Genomic DNA, 18,452 nt, shown 5'->3' with positions numbered 1-18,452 from the left:
TCACGTTTAAACAAGACGACTAGTTCGCAACCGCCATTTCAGCGTCTAACTGAAAAGCTTGATGAAGAGCCTCTACAGCCTGCACCATTTCCGCTTGACCAACTACCGTAGAAATTTTGATTTCTGATGTGCTCACCATTTTAACTTCAATTTGTTCATTAGCAAGTACTTCAAACATCTCTGCTGCCACACCTGGATTAGATACCATTCCAGAACCAACAATGGACACTTTCGCTAGCCCTTTTTCATGCTCAATTCGATCGTATCCAAGCTTTTCGGCATACTGGGATAGGACATCCAATGCGTTTTGAACGTCTTCTGTTTTAACCGAGAAAGAGATGGACGGCTCTCCTGTCGATACGACACTTTGAATGATAATGTCAACATTGACATGGTGTTTAGCCAAAGTTGAAAATACAGTCGATAACGTATGTAATCGATCATTCATTCCAACTACCGTAATTCGTGATACATTATCTTCAAATGCAATGCCTCTTACAATTAAATTTTGTTCCATGGATGCTTCCTCCTCAACAATGGTACCTCTGTCTAATTCTAAGCTTGAACGAACCTCTAATGAAACGTGATGATTTTTCGCAAACTCAACCGCTCGCGGATGCAATACGCCCGCCCCTAAGTTGGCCAACTCTAGCATTTCATCATACGAAATAGATTCTAGTTTTTTTGCTGTTTTAACACAACGCGGATCGGTCGTAAATACACCCGGTACATCTGTGTAAATATCACATTTATCAGCTTTTAGTGCCGCAGCAAGGGCGACGGCTGTTGTGTCAGAACCTCCACGGCCTAATGTTGTAATCTCCCCGTTCACAGTTTGTCCTTGGAAACCTGCTACCACGACAATCTTTCCGTCTTGAAGCAACTGTGCGATACGATCTGTTTCAATGTTGGTAATGCGTGCATTTCCATAAACAGCTTCTGTCTTAATCCCTGCTTGCCATCCTGTTAACGAAACAGCTTCATGCCCTGTTGCTTGCAATGCTAAACATAATAAGGAAATCGTAATCTGCTCTCCTGTCGTCAGAAGCATATCCATCTCTCTTTTACTTGGCGCAGCTGAAAGTTGATTGGCAAGAGAAACGAGTTCATCTGTTGTTTTTCCCATAGCCGATACGACGACCACGACTTGATTTCCTTGCTCGACCTCAGTAATTACACGGCTTGCTACATGTTGAATACGTTCAATGGAACCGACTGACGTTCCCCCAAATTTTTGGACAATTAATCCCATACTGGACCATCCTTTTCTTTTCATTTTTCATATAAACTATCGTAAAAAGTTTTAGCGAAGGCAAAAAAATTGACTAAAACCAATTTTCAAGGCAGATTTATAGCAATCAAGCACTGCTGGATTCAATAAAAAAAGGCAATGAGATAGAAAACTATCTCATTGCCTCAGATAAATCAATTATGAAATGAAATTCCGCAATGTGAGATAGCCCTCCAAGGTTTCGTTCCCTTGACAGTCTTACATTTATTCAATGCAAAACCAGCAAAAGCTGTAATGAGTCAGCTTCCACTTCGGCGAATTTTCCTTTCCATCATGTTCACTGGAGCTCAATCTCCTCGCATGATTTACTCTTAAAATTCGCACCTCTACCTTCACTTCAACGTTATGAAGTGTTTAAGTAATATGAAATTATTTACATCATATCAAATCTCTTTTAGGACATCAACCTTAATTTTTTAATTTCTCAAAAATAATTTCCGCTACATTTTTCGGAATGCGCGCTTCTTGAATTTCTTCCACTGTCGCTTCTTTTAGACGTTTCATGGAACCGAAATGCTTTAATAGCTCTTTTTTACGTTTTTCCCCGACGCCTGGAATATCATCCAAAACCGAATGAAAAGCAGACTTGGAGCGAACTTGACGGTGAAATGTAATGGCAAAGCGATGAACTTCATCTTGAATTCGCTGTAATAAATAAAACTCCTGGCTGTTTCGCTCTAAAGAAATGATTTCAGGCGGCTGGCCCATTAATAAATTGGAGGTACGATGCTTATCATCTTTCACAAGACCAGCTGTCGGAATAAACAAACCTAATTCATTTTCTAATACATCCTCCACAGCGGCCAAATGTCCTTTTCCGCCATCTACGATAATTAGGTCAGGCAGAGGCAAATTTTCTTTTAGTACACGGCTATATCGTCTGCGGACCACTTCCCGCATCGAGTCATAGTCATCAGGTCCTTCTACCGTTTTAATTTTATATTTTCGATACTCTTTTTTCGCCGGCTTCCCATCGATAAATACAATCATAGCCGAAACAGGATCGGTTCCTTGAATATTGGAATTATCAAATGCCTCAATGCGATGGGGAACAGCAATGTCGAGCTGTTGCCCAAGCTGTTCAACCGCTTTAATGGTCCGTTCTTCGTCACGTTCAATTAAGAAAAACTTTTCTTTGAGTGCTATTTTAGCATTTTTTTCAGCGAGTTCCACAAGCTCTTTCTTCTTTCCTCGCTTCGGATGATGAACATCTACTTCAAGTAGCTGTTCCACAAGTGCCGCATCGATATTGTGCGGCAAGAAAATTTCCTTCGGTTTAAAATGGTTGCTTTGACGATAAAATTGGCCGATAAATGTCAAAAAGTCTTCTTCTGGTTCATTATAAAAAGGAAACATTGAAACATCTCGTTCAATCAATTTTCCTTGACGGATGAAGAACACTTGAATACACATCCAGCCTTTATCATACGAATAACCAAATACATCTCGGTCCACAAAATCCCCGAGCATCATCTTTTGCTTTTCGATCGTCGCCTCAATATAAGCAATTTGATCTCGGTATTCTTTCGCCCGTTCAAAATCCAATTCCTCTGATGCTTTCATCATTTTATCTGTTAGCTCTTCCTTTACTTGCTTATACCCTCCATTTAAAAAGCGGGTAATATCATCGACAATCGCTTTGTTTTGCTCCATCGATACTTCTTTTTCGCATGGAGCGAGGCATTGACCGATATGATAATATAAGCAGGCTCGATCCGGCATAGTCGAACATTTTCGCAACGGATAAATGCGGTCTAGCAACTTTTTCGTTTCATTCGCTGCTTGCGCATTCGGATAAGGTCCAAAATATTTCCCATTATCTTTTTTAACTTTCCGCGTAATAATGAGACGAGGCTGCTTCTCCCCGGTAATCTTAATAAACGGGTAGCTTTTATCATCCTTTAGCATAACATTGTACTTCGGGTCATGCTTTTTAATTAAATTCATCTCTAAAATGAGTGCCTCGATATTAGAAGACGTGACAATATATTCAAAATCAACAATTTCATTAACTAGGCGAAGCGTCTTTCCGTCATGACTTCCTGTGAAATAAGAGCGCACCCGGTTTTTTAACACTTTTGCTTTCCCGACATAAATGACCGTTCCATGCCGGTCTTTCATTAAGTAACATCCCGGCTGGTCGGGCAAAATGGCCAGTTTTTCTTTTAAATGTCCGTGCACCATTTTCACCTCTATTCATATATATCCCTTTATTGTACAATGAATGGTTCGTTCACTGAACGCTTTACTTTATACAACACAATTTCATGATAAACAGGATCAAATAATGGATTGGATGTAAAGGTTGTGATTTCCTCTATGTCATCAGCCATATCAATTCCCTGTGCCTCAAATCCTTTTAAAACATGATTCGTAACAAAAATTGTATCATAGTTGCTATGTCGTATATCTTGTAAAAAATAGTCAAACGTTTGAATGCGCTTATGCTGAAACGGGACGTCCATATATTGCAATACCCTTGTTTCTTCCCACGTATAAACAATAAGCGAACTTCGTTGTTTTTCCAAATAATCCGCCATTTGATAAACAGCATGTTCTTCCCCATGCTGCTCTTGTAGCCACTGGAACGTCGTCACAAGCTGAAACGCGACTATGACCACCATCATGCCATATCCAATGCGTAAACTTCCTGCTTTTTTCAATGAATAAAAGATAAAGATGATAAAAAAAGCAGGCAACGGGAGAATGTGTCTCGGCTTTTCTACATTTTGCGCAAAAAAAGCCCATAATAAATAACAAACTCCAAGCCAAAATAGCTCTTGCTTATAGATGTTTCGTAAAGACGGTCTTTTCACTATAAGCCAAAGAAAGAGGACGAGATAACCAAAACAGACTGCCCATGACTTGCCGCATAATCCAACCCAAAAGAAATTATAAAACAAAAGCAGCATAAACCGTGCGCCAATTGATTGCTGCTCGGTTGAGATCGCGCCTCCCCAATCACCGAAATGCCCTGCTGTAAATGACCATGCCAGCTGAAAAAAAGGAAGAAACCCTCCTTCTGTTGAGGCTAAAGCAGCGACCCAGATGAATTGAAAGGCTGCCGCTGCTCCGATGAATACAGCCAATCTAGCCAACCTGCGATGCTTTCTCCAATCAAAATACCATAAAAGCAAAAGCCCGACTCCAAATAAAAGATAAGATAAACGAATTCCCATTAATAGGCTAAAGAAAAAAGAAGCTAGCAGGTGAAAGAAAAAACGATCCTTCTTTTTTGCCTCTAGCAGCGCCCAAATATACCACCATAAAAAAGCAAAAGCGGCTCCCTCGGACATTGGAATGGACATATTCACAGATAAAAATGGGAGCGCTTGAATGAAAGCAACCATCCAAATACTTTGAAGGGACGTCAAAAATCGCTTTCCAATTAAATAAAGCGGAATCGATGCTAAAAGTCCTGCTGCAACATTAAAAGAAGCGAGTGCTTTCGCAGGCTCTTCTACGCCCAAATGGAATAGCATCCCCCCGAGAATAAAATAAGGATACCCTGGGAAATGGGGTTGCATTGCCAACAAATCAAACTCTGACAATGCAAGTGAAAAGTCGACTTCATCCCATGTTCTTGGCATGTTCACTGCATAAATAAAACGCATGACTGAAATTACGGCAATCACGAGCACAGCTATTGCCGCTGCCCCTTGCCTTAATTTATTTTTCATCTTTTATACCTTTACCCTTTCTCCATCACTATCTTTTATCTTAAGAAAACGAAAAAGAACCTACAACCTTCAGCTATTGTTGCAAAACAGAAGCTACCTGCATAAAAAAGAACTCGCAACTAATGGCGAGTTCTTTTTTTGACAGTGGATATTTCCCTTATGAAGCGCTAATCGATTTTGAAGCATCTTTACTTGTCGTCGCCACTCCATCTTTTTTCTTCTGGAGAAACGAAAAGGTAATTTTTCCTCGTCCGAGCACTTTAATCATGACGAAGATAAAGAGGAAATAAGACCAATAAGCGGCTACTTGTTCAAATGATGGGTTATGGCTGTAACCGAACATCGCTGCCATGAATAAGCCGACCTGCCCGCTCACCAATGTTTCATTCCCTGTATCCCGTTCGTAATGAAGTTCATCTTGGTAATGTTCTGGCATAATATGGACAATGTTGTACATTTCCTGTGGTTTTCCTTCTGCTGTTTCCACAAGTGAGCCCATTTTTCCAAGGTCTTGTAACACACCAATTCCTTGAACAAATAATCCAGCAGCAATAAACATAATTAAAATGCCGGTTACGTTAAAAAATGATTTTAAAGAAAATTTCATCGTTCCTGAGAAGAACAAATAGCCAATGATTAATGCTAATAAGAGACCGCTGATCGCTCCATAGCTTTGAAATACTTCCGTCACATCTCCTCCGCTGATGGCAGCAAAGAAAAAGACGGTTTCAACACCTTCTCGAAGGACAATTAAGTAAGAGTGAATAATCATAGCCGATACGCTTCCTGCTGTGACCGCGGCATTGATTTTATCCTGCATATCGGACTTCACATCTTTTGTTTGGCTTTTCATCCACACCACCATATGACTCAACAAAATGACTGAGGCAAACATGATGGTTACCTTTAGATACACTTCAGACCCGAAACTTGCAAAGCCTGTGAATACAACTTGAAAGATGAGCGCTACTACAAATGCGCTAATAAGAGCCAAACCGACACCAACATACACCCATTTTTTATATTGATTGGCATTTAAACGAGTCAAATAAGATAAAATTAAGCCGACAATCAAAATGGCTTCGAGCGCTTCCCGCAATGTAATCAAAAACGCCTGGAAATCCACTGTCATTCCCCCTCTTTGTAAAAGAAACTATCAGTCTTTCTTTTTCTTCATTTTATTAAAGGCAATAAGTCCAACAAACACAACGAATAGTCCAACTGTAAACATGAGCCACAGTTTGGAATTCCCTTCTTCCCCACTTCCCCCAAGAAACCCTAAGTTTTCCTCTGTTAAGTGGCTTTCATCCTTTTGGTCTTCATTCGGGAGCTGGAAATTATTTTGGAGCTCTGTTAGAATGAATGTTTTTTTCTCGGTAAAAGCATCCAAATCATTCGTTTGACTGCCAATTCCAAACAGTCCCGGATTTCCTAAAGAGGTCAATGCCTCATCAAACGCTTTATAAATCGCTTCCGCTGTCTCTTGGTTCGTTTTTTCTACTAAAAGCGGCTCTAATACACTGAACGTTCCGCGCGCTTTAGCTAACAGCAGTTTTGCTTGCCCATAATCATCAAATTGCTCTTCTGCAAAGTGAAGACGGCGTTCAATATTTAACAATAGTGCATATTGATATGATTGCAACACAAGCTCTTTGTCTTTTTGTTCAAATCCCGCTTCAATCGGAGCCTTTGTTTTTGTAAAATATAAATCGAACTCCTTTTCATATGTATTATAAACAGCACGGGCATTTTCCCAATCATCTTGCTGTAAATAATTATCTAATTCTTTATAAGCTTCCGCTAGCTGTTCTTCTCCTGGATCACCGTAAGAATAAGCATATGCTTGATTCGTTGATAGAGGAGCAAACAACAATACTATTAAAATCCAAAAAAGCAATCCTTTTTTCATTTTACATTCCCCCACATTGATAATGATAATAATTATCAACCGTCTTGTCAATAAATTGTCTGAAAAAAAAGAGGAGGAAATCCTTTGTTTCTCTCCTCTCACATTCAAGTGAACTTAGCTTAATTTTTTAAATAAGTGAGCATCTTTCACAACGGTTTCTTGATTGACAGGTCGAGTCATTTCTTTCCACACAGCTGGCAAAACGGATGTCATATATGCATGAAATTTAATAAAAGATTGACCGGTTTTGCGCACTTGATAACGAATCGGCACTTCTTTCATCCGAAAACCTTTTCGCACTAAATTCAAGGTCAACACTTGCGCATAATTGTAATCATGAATGATCTCTGCCTTTTGCATCGCTTGTCTCGTAAATGCCCTCATCCCTGACTGACCGTCACGAATCCATGTTTTCAGCAAAAGACATTGCAATAACGTAAAACAATAGTTTCCAAGTCGACGGTGGACTTTCATGCCATCAATGGTCCCCATAAAACGGGACCCCATTGTGTAATCTGCTTCTCCTTGGAAAATAGGAGCTAGCAACTCTGGTATTTGCTCGGCAGGATATTCATTATCCGCATCAAGCATGACCCCAATGTCGGCACCTCGCTTCACACATTCCGAAAGCCCTAGTCGAACAGCCGCGCCCAATCCGTGATTTCCTTTATTGGAAACGATAAAATCCGCTCCCGCTTTTTTAGACACTTCTACCGTTGCATCTGTTGAACCGTCATCAATTACAAGTACCTTTACGTCTACTTGTGGATGAAAATGGCGCGGAATGCGGGAAATCACTTCTCCAATGGCCGCCTCTTCGTTATAAGCAGGTAAAAATACAATCACTTGTTGCTTACTCAACGTCCTCTCTCCTTTCGATTGCATCGATTAAGACAGGGCCTCGGCTATGGCTTGGGTACGGTGCACCAAGTAAATACGAGATCGTCGGGGCTACTGACACGAGACTTTGTTTTTCATTGACTACATGGCCCTTCCTAATATTCGGTCCGTGCATAAAGAACGGTACGTAACGTTCCCCTTCATCTAGATGGCCATGTCCTCCGATTCCGTCTGCTTGTCCATGGTCTGCACATACAATTAAGGTCGTATTCTTCATTTTTCCTTCTTGTTCCAGCCACTCAACGTATTCTTGAAGCAAGGCATCTGCTTCTTCAATTTTTTGAATGTATTCATCATACAGCACACCTCGGCTGTGACCAGTTTGGTCTGTACCGATTAGCTGGACAACAAACAAGTCTGGGTCTTGCTCTTTCATAATGTGTTTAGCCCGTTCGATAATGTTTCGGTCTGCTACATCGTTATGCATGACGGCCGTCACCGTTTCAACATCATCTCCCATTGAATCGACTAAATGGGCAATTCCTAGTAATCTACCTTTTTTATTCACTTTACGTAAGGAATCGAAAATGCTTTCTACTTTAATCCCAAGCTTCCAAACCATATTGGACTTAATGCCATGCTCAAACGGATATGTGCCTGTAAACATAGAAGAAAAACAGACGACCGTACGTGCCGGATACACGGTTTCCATTTGTGCGTAGTCCGTTCCATTGCGACGAAGCTTGTCCAAAAATGGAGTATTCGCTTCTTCAAAACGTTCCTTCCGCATTCCATCGACAACTAGCACCACTACTTTATCACTTAACGCTCGCTCAGGCTGAGGGCCTTCCGTATAGGTCGGCACCATTTTCGGCTTCCAATCAAATAAATTTCGATGAAGCACGAATGAAAAGAGCAGGACAAATACATAAAAGCCAAACAACTTCATGCCTTCTCCGCTGTCTAATTGGATGCCTGTGGCAAGAAACTGCTGACAATAATGCATCCAAACCGATAAAACAAGCAAAAATTTCGGCATTTGCTCTTGCGCATTTCCGCTCGTTGAATCGCTATTTTTTAATACAAGTTTCCAAAAGCGGGTAAAGTTCAGCCATGACGTTCCAATCCGAAGATGGTAGTAGAGCGTCCCCCAAAAAAAGACGGTGAAAAAGAAATACAATCCAATCGCAAACAACCATAAAGAGATCGGCGTCTCATTCCATATGACTAAATAAACAATAAAAGGAATCCACAAATAATTACGCAAAAATAACGGAAAATCATAAATAAAATATAAAGCTAACAAAGGGACGACCAGTAAAAAGCTCACTGCAAGGGCTGGGATAAACGAGCTGTTCCCCCATTGGCCAATCGAAAACAGCAGCATTGTTCCCACAACAAAAATTGGGGTGAACGGTTTCCCTTCATTTAGAAGGTTCCAACATCTTGCCGCCACTTTTTCAAAGCTTGATGCTTTTTTCATGATAATTCCTCTCCTTTCTTTTTCATCCATATTCGTAATTGTTTCATTGACACTGGCATAGACAATAACAAAAGTACACCTGCGGCATAAGAGTAGATAAATTTATACACATGACTCGTCAACGCCATCGTATAACTATCTGTTAACGAGAAGTTAAGTAACACTAACGCACCGCTCATGACCGTTTCGTACGTCCCTATCCCTCCCGGCGTCACCTGAAAGACTTGTCCTCCGACTGTCATACTGTTGACCCATACGCTTTCTAGGATGGATAGGGAATGGCCTGCCGCATGAATCGTTCCAAATACGACCGCTCCTTCACAAACCCAGCTCATAATAATGAGAAGCAGCAAAAGCGGAAAACGTTTCGTCACTACCCCATCTTTTAGCAATGTCCACTGCTTCCTCCACATATGAGTAGATGTCTTCATCATATAAGCAAAGACACTACCGACCACCAAGATACCTGTCCATAAAAAAGGGGCAGGGGGAGAAAACGGAAGATAGCCTGCTACCGTATAAATACCGACAGCTGATATGCCAAGGAGGCAAAGGACATCTAGTCCTCTCATCACGACAACAGAATGGATAGCCTCCGCCATGGTTATATTTTTATTTTTATGATGAATGATTCCAATCCGCACCATGTCGCCTCCTTTAACGGGAAGCAAATGGTTTAACAGAAGACTATAAAAAAGAGCTGCGACCGCACTAGAACGTGTAATTTTCCCATTCATATACATTCGCCACGCTACAGCCCTGAGCCAAAATGCTCCTGTATAAAATAAAAGCATGAACAAAAGCCACCCCGGTTGAAGCCATAATCCCGAAAAAGATTCCTTTACGTTCGTCCAATCGAACGCTCGCCAAGAAATATAGCCGAACATGAGCATAAGGATCATACTCACAGTTATGAATAGCTTTTTACTTCGCTTCATACTGTTTAAACCAATCTACTGTTCGTTTAATGCCCTCTTCAATCGTGAATTGAGGCTGATAGCCCAGTAACTGACGGGCTTTCGTAATGTCGGCCCATGTATGCTCAACGTCTCCTGTTCGTTTCTCTTGCTGAATATATTGAAGACGAGGGAAAAATGAAGATAAAATATCGACAAAACGCTCAATCGCAACCGGATGGGAAGAACCTAAATTAAAAATTTCCGATTGATGCTCATGAAAGACAGATGCTTCAATGCCATTGATGATATCGTCAATGTACGTATAATCACGCGTTGTTTCTGTTCCATAAAGGACAATTGGCTCACCTGTCATCGCGGCTTGAATAAATTTAGCCATCGCCATATCCGGCCTTCCCCACGGTCCATACACGGTAAAAAAGCGCAAAATGGTCAATTGAAAGCCATATATATGCTGATAAGCATGACAAAAAGATTCCGCACTATGTTTAGCAGCGGCATAAGGAGAAATGACATGTCCCGTTGCCGCTTCTTCCTTAACAGGACCTGCTTGCTGGTTTCCATAAACGGAAGAAGACGAAGCAAACAACACATGCTGCACGCCCGTCTCGCCTGCTGCTTTCAACACATTAACCGTCGCTTTCACATCGTAATCGACATATTCCAAAGGCTGCTCCAATGAAGGCATCACACCGGGAATAGCCGCCAGATGGATCACACATTCTGGTTTGGTCTCTTCAAAGATTTGCCTTGTTTTCACTTCATCTAATAGATTAAAGGAGAAAAAAGAAAACGAGCCTGCTTCTTCCACAAATTGAAGCTGCTTTTTCTTTCGTTCAACCGAATAATACGGATGCAACATATCAACGACGGTGACTTCATGACCATTTTCGATAAAGCGCCTGCTTAAGTGGGAACCAATAAAGCCTGCGCCCCCTGTAATTAACACCTTCACAACCGACACCTCTTTGCTGTATATAAACTCATAAATTCTATGGTATCTGTTCGTTTCCGTTTATGCAATTTCCAAATCTGACTAACAGGAAAAAAGCCGCATCACAGCGGCTTTTTCTCGTTCAATCTTTATTATTTTACTAACTGGTCCACAACCGTCAAGATTTCTTTGCTAAGAGCATCTGCTTCTTCTTTTTTGTTGTCCGCTACTGCGTTGTACCATTCTTCACCTTTAGTTAAAGCAGCTTTAAATGCCTCTTCACCAATTTTTTCGCTTCCTGTAATTTCAAGAGCTTTCAAGAACATATTCGCTTCAAGCGCTTCTGTTTTCGCTTCTGCTAATTCATTTTTCTCAAGAGCTTCAGGTACTTTGCTGTGGTATCCGCTAATTTTTCCAACAATTGCTTTTGTAAACAAGCTGTTTACTTCGTCTGCTTTCACATCAGCAGCTTTCGTCACGTTCAATGTGAAAATCTCATCTAAACGTTGAGCAGCCGCTTCGTCTCCACCAGATAATGAACCTTTAATCGCTTGAAGGAAGCCCCAGCCTTCTGCTTGCATATTTTGAAGCTCAATCTCATCTTTTCCTTCTTTCGCTGCGTCTTCTACTTTCTTCGCGTAAGAATTAGCTGCTAAATAATAGCTGCGGTAAATCGACTTATCCGTTAATTGTGTATACACACCGTAATCTTCTGCATTTCCTGCATTCAATGCTTCTTCCTGTGTTGCTAAGCCTGCGTTAATGTTTTCAACTAAGCTTGCTTCTCCAGATAATTCATAAAGGCTGTCACGTTTTTCAGCCGTCGGTACGATTACTTGTGCAATCACATGCTTTAGCTCTGCGAAAAGGGCTTTTGCTTGTTCAGCATCTTTCGCTTCTAATGCTGCTGCGATTTCTTTATGTAAAGCTTTTTGCTTTTGATAGAAATAAGCTTGTGTTGTTTTATCCATTAGCTGACGCGCGATATTAGCATCAAGCTCTTGATTTTTTCCTGCTGCAACCGCTGCTTGGATTGCTTGGTCAAATTCGCCATTTAATTCATTCACAGCACCTTGAAGGTTCTCTGTATATAATTGAGATACTTTGTCCCAATCTACTTCTTGCCCTTCTTTTGCTTTTTCAGCTTCAGCTTTCATATCTTGATATGCTTTTACTTGCTTGCCTGCTGTTGTTTCTTCAATGGCTACTTCTTTCGTTTCAGCCGCTTGCTCTGTCGTTTCAGCCGCTGTTTCCTCAGTCTTTGTTTCTTCTGTCGTTGCTTCTTCAGCTGCATTGTTACATCCAGCTAATACTCCCCCTGCAAGTAGCATACTTGCGACTAATGTCATTGATGTTTTCTTTTGCATATGTATCTCTCCCGCCCATATTGATAATGATTTTCATTCACGTTTATTATTATAGAGAGAACGATTATCACTGTCAATCCTCTCTTAATAATTTTTATAATATTACATAAAAAAAAGCTGCCTAAAGGCAGCATCTTTTTATGCGTGTTGAGATAAACGATCAGCTAACGCTTCTTTCGGTTGGAAGCCAACTACTTTATCGACTACTTCTCCATCTTTGAATACAAGTAAAGTTGGGATACTCATGATACCGAATTTAGCAGCCGTTTCTTGGTTCTCATCTACGTCTACTTTCACGATTTTTACTTTATCGCCCATTTCTGTGTCTAATTCTTCTAACACAGGAGCAATCATTTTACAAGGTCCGCACCAAGGAGCCCAAAAGTCCACAAGTACTAAACCTTCTGTTGTTTCATTATTGAATGTTTGATCTGTCGCTTTTACAATTGCCATTGTAATTCCTCCTAACATTAACCATTATTAAAAACTAACCACAGTATAACATCTTATATTATGCAGTGCTATTTATTTGCTTCATGCTGATTATTCCCTTAAAAAATAAAGGAAACATAAGAAAAACGGGTCATTATACTTTGCCCGTTTTTCCTCTTTATTAAACTTTCTCGTTATCCTCACTAGTGCCCCTGATGCCTATGAAGCGTTACGAAGAATGAACCTTCATTTTTTTAAACTCTTCTGTCAGCAATGGAACGACTTCAAATAAATCTCCAACAATTCCATAGTCTGCCACTTTAAAAATATTCGCTTCTGGATCTTTATTAATGGCGACAATCACCTTCGAATTCGACATACCCGCTAAATGCTGGATCGCACCAGAGATGCCGCACGCAATATATAAATCCGGGGTCACAACTTTACCCGTTTGACCAATTTGCAGAGAATAATCACAATATTCCGCATCACAAGCCCCTCGCGATGCTCCAACCGCTCCGCCAAGGACGTCCGCTAACTCTTGCAGCGGCTTAAATCCATCTTCACTCTTAACACCGCGCCCTCCTGCTATGACGACTTTTGCCTCTGATAGATCGACACCGGTCGAAGCTTTTCGTACAATGTCTCTCACAACCGTACGTAAATCTTTAATGTCTACTTGAACAGACGTAACATCCCCGCTGCGGGCATCATCTTTTTGAAGCGGTGCAATATTATTCGGACGAATTGTCACAAACATGAGGCCATCCGTAATAATTTTCTTTTCAAACGCTTTGCCCGAATAAATAGGGCGTGTAAATACGAGGTTGCCGCCTGCTGCTTCTAATGCCGTCACATCAGAAATTAAACCACTGTTTAGTTTCGCCGCCACCTTTGGTGATAAGTCTTTTCCTAGCGCCGTATGGCCCATCACAATAGCTTCTGGTTTTTCCGCATCAACCACTGCTAAAAATGCTTGTGCATAGCCATCAGGCGTATAGTTCGCTAATTGACTGCTTTCAACCGTTACGACACGGTCAGCTCCATATGCTATTAATTCAGCTGCCAAGCCGTTCACACCGTCCCCTGCTAGAACACCGACCACCTCTCCTCCTTCTGCTACCGTCTTACCTGCAGCGATTGCTTCAAACGAAACATTTCGTAGGACAGAATCCCTTACCTCTGCTAATACTAAAACTTTACGTGCCATTCTTCATCCCCCCATTAAATAACTTTTGCTTCAGATCGTAAAAGTTGTGCCAATTCCTTCACTTGCTCCCCCAGTTCTCCCGACAAAATTTTTCCGGCTTCTTTTTTCGCTGGAAGATAAATCTCAATCGTTTTTGTTTTGGCTTCTACATCTTCTTCACCTAAATCCAAATCATCTAGCTCTAATTCTTCAAGCGGCTTTTTCTTGGCTTTCATAATTCCAGGCAAAGATGGATATCTCGGCTCATTTAGCCCTTGTTGTGCCGTCACTAAAAGCGGCAAAGATGCCTCAATTATTTCTGAATCCCCTTCGACATCACGCGTTACGGTCACGTTCTCTCCATCAATTTCAAGCTTCGTAATGGTCGTAATGTAAGGCATGTTTAACAACTCAGCCACGCGCGGTCCCACTTGCCCTGATCCCCCATCAATCGCTACATTGCCTGCCAAAATTAAATCAGGTTCTTTATCTTTTAAAAATTCGGCTAAAATTTTCGCTGTCGTATATTGGTCCCCATATTCCACATCATCTTCTATATTAATTAATGCAGCTTTGTCACAACCCATTGCTAAAGCCGTCCGTAACTCTTTTTCACTTTCTTCACCACCGACTGTGACCACCGTAATGTCACCGCCATGAGCATCTCGTACTTGAATGGCTTCCTCAATCGCATATTCGTCATACGGATTAATAATAAACTCTGCGCCGTCTTCAGCAATTCGGCCGTTATTTAACGTAATTTTTTCTTCTGTATCAAACGTACGCTTCATTAACACATAAATGTTCATCAAGTTTCCCTCCCATAAATACACCTTTTATTATGAATATTCTTACTTTTTTAACTAAAAAATTATTCCCCTTTAAAATGAGGTTCGCGCTTTTCAATAAAAGCTGTCACTCCTTCTTTTGCATCCGCTGAAGAAAAAACGTCTCCAAATCGTTCCGCTTCTTTCTGAACGCCTTTATAGAACGAATCAGTTTTGGCATATTGGAGAAGTTCCAGCACAGCCGAAACGGAACGTGGACTTTTTTTAGCGATGACAGCAGCCGTTTCCATCGTTTTAGCAAACAAATCAGCGTCAGGATAAGCTTCTTCTGCCAACCCTACTTGCACAGCTTCAACGCCTGTAATCGGTCGGCTTGTTAACATCATTTGGCATGCTTTCCCTATTCCAACATAATGAGGCAATCGCTGAGTACCAGCAAAGCCAGGAATGATGCCTAACTGTAATTCAGGCAATCCCATCTTGGCCGTTTCACTGACGAATCGCATATGACAGCTCATCGCCAATTCTAACCCGCCCCCTAAAGCGGCACCGTGAATCGCAGCAATAATTGGTTTTCGGTATGACTCAATATATTGCAGCACCTCTTGTCCACTTTGGGCCAATTGCCGATAATCGTCGCCCTTTGATAGTGTAGTGAATTCTTTAATATCAGCCCCTGCACAAAAGAACCGTCCCTCTCCTTTGAGAACGATTACTCTCGAATCGTCACGGTTTTCCAGTTCCTTTAATGCACTTAAAATTTCTTGAAGCAACTGTTGTGACAAAGCGTTGGCTGGAGGACGATCAATCGTGATGACGCTTACATAATCAGCCGTCTTTACTTGTAAAAAGCTCATGCTCTCCCCCCTTATGTATGTTTGACTAACGGCTCTCTCCTTTACAGTCGAGAACCGTTACATCCTGTTAAAAGAAGCTGGTGAACTTTCGGTGCCAATGAAACGAGATCATACTTATGTTCATTCATGACCCAAGTCGTCACCGTCTCATCAATCGTGCCAAAGATCATTTGTCGTGCGAGACGAATATCCAGGTTGTCCGCAAATTCTCCTGTTTCAATTCCCGTTTGCAAAATGCTGTCTACGACATGCAAATAGCCTTTTAGTACTTCATTAATTTTCAAGCGAAGATCTTTATTGGATTGTCTCAGTTCCAATTGAGTGACCGCTGCCAGTTCATGGTCCTCTCCTAAAAGCATGAAGTGTTTTTCAATTAACATGTATAACTTCTCGCCAGCCCTTGTTTTTCCTGCAATTTCCTCTTCAATTTTTTCGATGAATTGCCCCATTTTTTCTTGGAACAATGAAATAAGGATATCTTCTTTGTTTTTGAAATATAAATAGATGGTACCATCTGCTACACCGGCTTGTTTAGCAATTTTGGATACTTGGGCATTGTGATACCCATGCTCTGCAATTACCACAACCGCTGCATCAATAATTTGTTTATATTTTGGTCGATTTTTTTTCAATGTGCTATCTCCCTTTGTTTGATTCATTCTTCTGGTTGCTTTCTATACCGTCCCTGATTTTACAGGAACATTCTTCACCTGGAAGATGACCATCCTTTTTGCAATCTCTCATTATGAATGAATAATCATTCATAATTTTATAATAAGAAAACTTACCATTTCTGTCAATCCTGATTTTAGCAAAAAAAAGAAACGGTAATGCAAAAGTCGCTCTATGTTGCTTTTCTCTGTTTGTCTTTTTCCTCTTCTACAAGCGCCCTTCTTAAAATTTTCCCGACTGCTGTTTTTGGAAGCTCTGTTCGAAATTCGTATATGCGCGGTACCTTATACGCGGCGAGATGCTGACGTACGAATGCATCAATCTCTTCTTCCGTGCACAACGCTCCTTCTTTCAAAACAATATATGCCTTAACCGTTTCGCCCCTGTAAGGATCGGGTACTCCTGCTACTACTGCTTCCTGTATTTGTTCATGTTCATACAGCACTTCTTCTATCTCTCGGGGATAAATGTTAAAACCGCTGGCTATTATCATATCTTTTTTCCGGTCAACAATATAAAAATAGCCTCTTTCATCGACATAGCCTAAATCACCTGTTAAAAGCCATCCGTCTTTGAGTACCGCTTCTGTTTCTTCTGGTCTGTTCCAATACCCTTTCATAACTTGGGGACCCCGAACAGCAATCTCGCCAATTTCCTTTAAAGCCGCTTGTTCTCCCGTTTCCAAAGAAAGAACCACCGCTTCTGTATTTGGCCACGGAACGCCTATACTGCCCGTCACACGCTCTGCCCATACAAAATTAGCATGAGTCACAGGTGAGCTTTCTGTCATACCATATCCTTCTACAAGCTTTCCGCCTGTTACTTTTTCAAATTTTTCCTGTACTTCTACCGGAAGCGGAGCAGACCCGCTAATACACGAATCGATGGATGATAAATTGTACTTCATGAGATTCGGATGATTTAATAAGGCAATATAAATAGTAGGGGCTCCAGGAAATAAGGTTGGTTTTTGCTTATGAATCGTTTTGAGCACGGTTTCTACATCAAACTTCGGTAAAAGGATCATTTCGTATCCTTGCAACACAGACAAAATGAGAACAGTTGTTAAGCCATATACGTGGAAAAACGGGATTACGCCTAAAATTTTTTCTTTCCCTTTTTCACACCGGTACAACCAATGGGCACACATTGTCGCATTAGCCGTCAAATTACTATGTGTGAGCATCACCCCTTTTGGAAACCCTGTTGTGCCGCCTGTATACTGCAATAACGCTAAATCTTCCGCTGGATCAATGGACACGTGCGTATACGAACCGTCACTGCTTTTTAAAATATGGGACAACAAGTGATTTGTGTCAGACGGCTCTACCTTCACAATAACGCCATGCTGCTTTTTCTGCACAAAAGGATACAAAAGATTTTTCGGAAAAGGCAAGTAGTCTTGGATTTTACTACTAATAATATGCTTTAGTTTTGTTGACGCTTTCACTTTTGAAATCTTCGGATACAATAAATCTAATGAAATAATATAGTTAGCTTCACAATCATTGAGCTGAAAAATTAATTCTCTCTCCGTGTACAGCGGATTCGTTTGGACCACAACCCCTCCCGCAAGCAAAACGCCATAAAAAGCGACCACCGCTTGAGGAGAATTCGGTAACATAATAGAGACTTTCTCTCCTTTTGTAAGGCCAAGCTTTTGCAAGTATGCCGCCAATGCAGACGCCTGCTCATACAACTGATGAAACGAAAGTTTTTTTCCTAAAAAATGAACAGCCGTCTTCTCACCATAAAGCTGGACTGCTTCTTGAAACAAATCCACTAAGCTTTTATCATCTAATGGAATTTCGTGAGGAATTTCCTTCGGATACAAGGTCAGCCACGGTTTGCTTAATTCAGCTTTCATTCATTCACCTCCGAATAATCTCAATTTTATAAATATTCACTTTAATTATAGTATAAGCCAAGCAATCGTGGCAATGTTCTTCATGAAAGGAAACTTAATTCTGTTCATAAAAAAAAAGCATGGAGAAGTCCCCCATGCTTTTTTTATGAATTTAAGACCAACCGACTATTAAGCAAAAAACATCATATAAATGATACCTACAAGTAAAAATCCCCCACATAGTGTC

At 40.9% G+C, this 18,452-nt stretch carries 16 protein-coding genes and 1 riboswitch; all 16 genes read right to left on the bottom strand.

Features of this window, described 5'->3' with window-relative positions:
• Positions 1-19: 19 nt before the first annotated feature.
• The 16 genes from ACXAEO_RS02195 to ACXAEO_RS02120 all read right to left on the bottom strand — a co-directional run bounded on the left by ACXAEO_RS02195 (position 20) and on the right by ACXAEO_RS02120 (position 18,226).
• The gene (locus ACXAEO_RS02195) at positions 20-1,252 is read right to left on the bottom strand and encodes an aspartate kinase (protein ID WP_474877438.1); all 1,233 of its coding nucleotides are present in this window, start codon (positions 1,250-1,252) and stop codon (positions 20-22) included.
• A 197-nt stretch (positions 1,253-1,449) separates the two neighbouring features.
• Positions 1,450-1,628: riboswitch (Lysine riboswitch) on the bottom strand.
• Positions 1,629-1,699: 71 nt separating this feature from the next.
• On the bottom strand, positions 1,700-3,472 hold the full coding sequence (uvrC, locus tag ACXAEO_RS02190) for an excinuclease ABC subunit UvrC (protein ID WP_474883913.1): 1,773 nt from the start codon (positions 3,470-3,472) through the stop codon (positions 1,700-1,702).
• A 29-nt stretch (positions 3,473-3,501) separates the two neighbouring features.
• Positions 3,502-4,971, bottom strand: coding sequence for a nucleoporin-interacting protein (locus tag ACXAEO_RS02185; RefSeq protein ID WP_474877435.1), 1,470 nt, complete (start codon positions 4,969-4,971; stop codon positions 3,502-3,504).
• A 157-nt stretch (positions 4,972-5,128) separates the two neighbouring features.
• Positions 5,129-6,097: an FTR1 family iron permease gene (locus ACXAEO_RS02180; RefSeq protein WP_474877433.1), complete on the bottom strand. Its 969-nt coding sequence runs from the start codon at positions 6,095-6,097 to the stop codon at positions 5,129-5,131.
• 30 nt (positions 6,098-6,127) lie between these two features.
• On the bottom strand, positions 6,128-6,880 hold the full coding sequence (locus ACXAEO_RS02175; RefSeq protein WP_474877431.1) for a hypothetical protein: 753 nt from the start codon (positions 6,878-6,880) through the stop codon (positions 6,128-6,130).
• A gap of 114 nt (positions 6,881-6,994) precedes the next feature.
• A complete protein-coding gene (locus ACXAEO_RS02170; RefSeq protein WP_474877428.1) occupies positions 6,995-7,741 on the bottom strand; it encodes a glycosyltransferase family 2 protein in 747 nt (248 codons plus the stop codon).
• Positions 7,734-9,203, bottom strand: a complete 1,470-nt coding sequence (locus ACXAEO_RS02165) for an alkaline phosphatase family protein (RefSeq protein WP_474877426.1) — start codon at positions 9,201-9,203, stop codon at positions 7,734-7,736. The genes ACXAEO_RS02170 and ACXAEO_RS02165 overlap by 8 nt, the downstream gene beginning before the upstream one ends.
• Complete coding sequence (locus tag ACXAEO_RS02160) at positions 9,200-10,090, bottom strand: lysylphosphatidylglycerol synthase transmembrane domain-containing protein (protein ID WP_474883911.1); 891 nt, start codon at positions 10,088-10,090, stop codon at positions 9,200-9,202. The genes ACXAEO_RS02165 and ACXAEO_RS02160 overlap by 4 nt, the downstream gene beginning before the upstream one ends.
• A 37-nt stretch (positions 10,091-10,127) precedes the next feature.
• On the bottom strand, positions 10,128-11,075 hold the full coding sequence (locus tag ACXAEO_RS02155; protein WP_474877424.1) for an NAD-dependent epimerase/dehydratase family protein: 948 nt from the start codon (positions 11,073-11,075) through the stop codon (positions 10,128-10,130).
• 131 nt (positions 11,076-11,206) lie between these two features.
• Positions 11,207-12,421, bottom strand: coding sequence for a hypothetical protein (locus ACXAEO_RS02150; RefSeq protein WP_474877421.1), 1,215 nt, complete (start codon positions 12,419-12,421; stop codon positions 11,207-11,209).
• 138 nt (positions 12,422-12,559) lie between these two features.
• Positions 12,560-12,874 (bottom strand): thioredoxin, encoded by a 315-nt coding sequence (trxA, locus tag ACXAEO_RS02145; protein ID WP_474877418.1) that lies wholly within the window; start codon positions 12,872-12,874, stop codon positions 12,560-12,562.
• 208 nt (positions 12,875-13,082) lie between these two features.
• Positions 13,083-14,063 carry an electron transfer flavoprotein subunit alpha/FixB family protein gene (locus tag ACXAEO_RS02140; protein WP_474877415.1) on the bottom strand — a complete coding sequence of 327 codons (981 nt, stop codon included), beginning with the start codon at positions 14,061-14,063 and terminating at the stop codon, positions 13,083-13,085.
• A 14-nt stretch (positions 14,064-14,077) separates the two neighbouring features.
• Positions 14,078-14,851, bottom strand: a complete 774-nt coding sequence (locus ACXAEO_RS02135; RefSeq protein ID WP_474877413.1) for an electron transfer flavoprotein subunit beta/FixA family protein — start codon at positions 14,849-14,851, stop codon at positions 14,078-14,080.
• A 62-nt stretch (positions 14,852-14,913) separates the two neighbouring features.
• On the bottom strand, positions 14,914-15,687 hold the full coding sequence (locus ACXAEO_RS02130; protein WP_474877410.1) for an enoyl-CoA hydratase: 774 nt from the start codon (positions 15,685-15,687) through the stop codon (positions 14,914-14,916).
• A 41-nt stretch (positions 15,688-15,728) separates the two neighbouring features.
• A complete protein-coding gene (locus tag ACXAEO_RS02125) occupies positions 15,729-16,319 on the bottom strand; it encodes a TetR/AcrR family transcriptional regulator (RefSeq protein WP_474877408.1) in 591 nt (196 codons plus the stop codon).
• 212 nt (positions 16,320-16,531) lie between these two features.
• Complete coding sequence (locus tag ACXAEO_RS02120; RefSeq protein WP_474877405.1) at positions 16,532-18,226, bottom strand: AMP-binding protein; 1,695 nt, start codon at positions 18,224-18,226, stop codon at positions 16,532-16,534.
• Between the last annotated feature and the right edge of the window lie 226 nt (positions 18,227-18,452).

Source organism: Bacillus sp. ABA4_010 (genome assembly GCF_056159105.1).
The sequence above is the reverse complement of the archived record's forward strand: the minus strand, read 5'-3'. Positions and strand labels throughout refer to the sequence as shown.

Excerpts from the sequence above, each read along its gene's own strand:
- ACXAEO_RS02165 (WP_474877426.1), bottom strand. The coding sequence starts at position 9,203 with ATGAAAAAAGCATCAAGCTTTGAAAAAGTGGCGGCAAGATGTTGGAAC.
- trxA (WP_474877418.1), bottom strand. The coding sequence starts at position 12,874 with ATGGCAATTGTAAAAGCGACAGATCAAACATTCAATAATGAAACAACA.
- ACXAEO_RS02160 (WP_474883911.1), bottom strand. The coding sequence starts at position 10,090 with ATGTTCGGCTATATTTCTTGGCGAGCGTTCGATTGGACGAACGTAAAG.
- ACXAEO_RS02150 (WP_474877421.1), bottom strand. The coding sequence starts at position 12,421 with ATGCAAAAGAAAACATCAATGACATTAGTCGCAAGTATGCTACTTGCA.
- ACXAEO_RS02185 (WP_474877435.1), bottom strand. The coding sequence starts at position 4,971 with ATGAAAAATAAATTAAGGCAAGGGGCAGCGGCAATAGCTGTGCTCGTG.
- ACXAEO_RS02195 (WP_474877438.1), bottom strand. The coding sequence starts at position 1,252 with ATGGGATTAATTGTCCAAAAATTTGGGGGAACGTCAGTCGGTTCCATT.
- ACXAEO_RS02120 (WP_474877405.1), bottom strand. The coding sequence starts at position 18,226 with ATGAAAGCTGAATTAAGCAAACCGTGGCTGACCTTGTATCCGAAGGAA.
- ACXAEO_RS02135 (WP_474877413.1), bottom strand. The coding sequence starts at position 14,851 with ATGAACATTTATGTGTTAATGAAGCGTACGTTTGATACAGAAGAAAAA.
- ACXAEO_RS02175 (WP_474877431.1), bottom strand. The coding sequence starts at position 6,880 with ATGAAAAAAGGATTGCTTTTTTGGATTTTAATAGTATTGTTGTTTGCT.
- ACXAEO_RS02140 (WP_474877415.1), bottom strand. The coding sequence starts at position 14,063 with ATGGCACGTAAAGTTTTAGTATTAGCAGAGGTAAGGGATTCTGTCCTA.
- ACXAEO_RS02130 (WP_474877410.1), bottom strand. The coding sequence starts at position 15,687 with ATGAGCTTTTTACAAGTAAAGACGGCTGATTATGTAAGCGTCATCACG.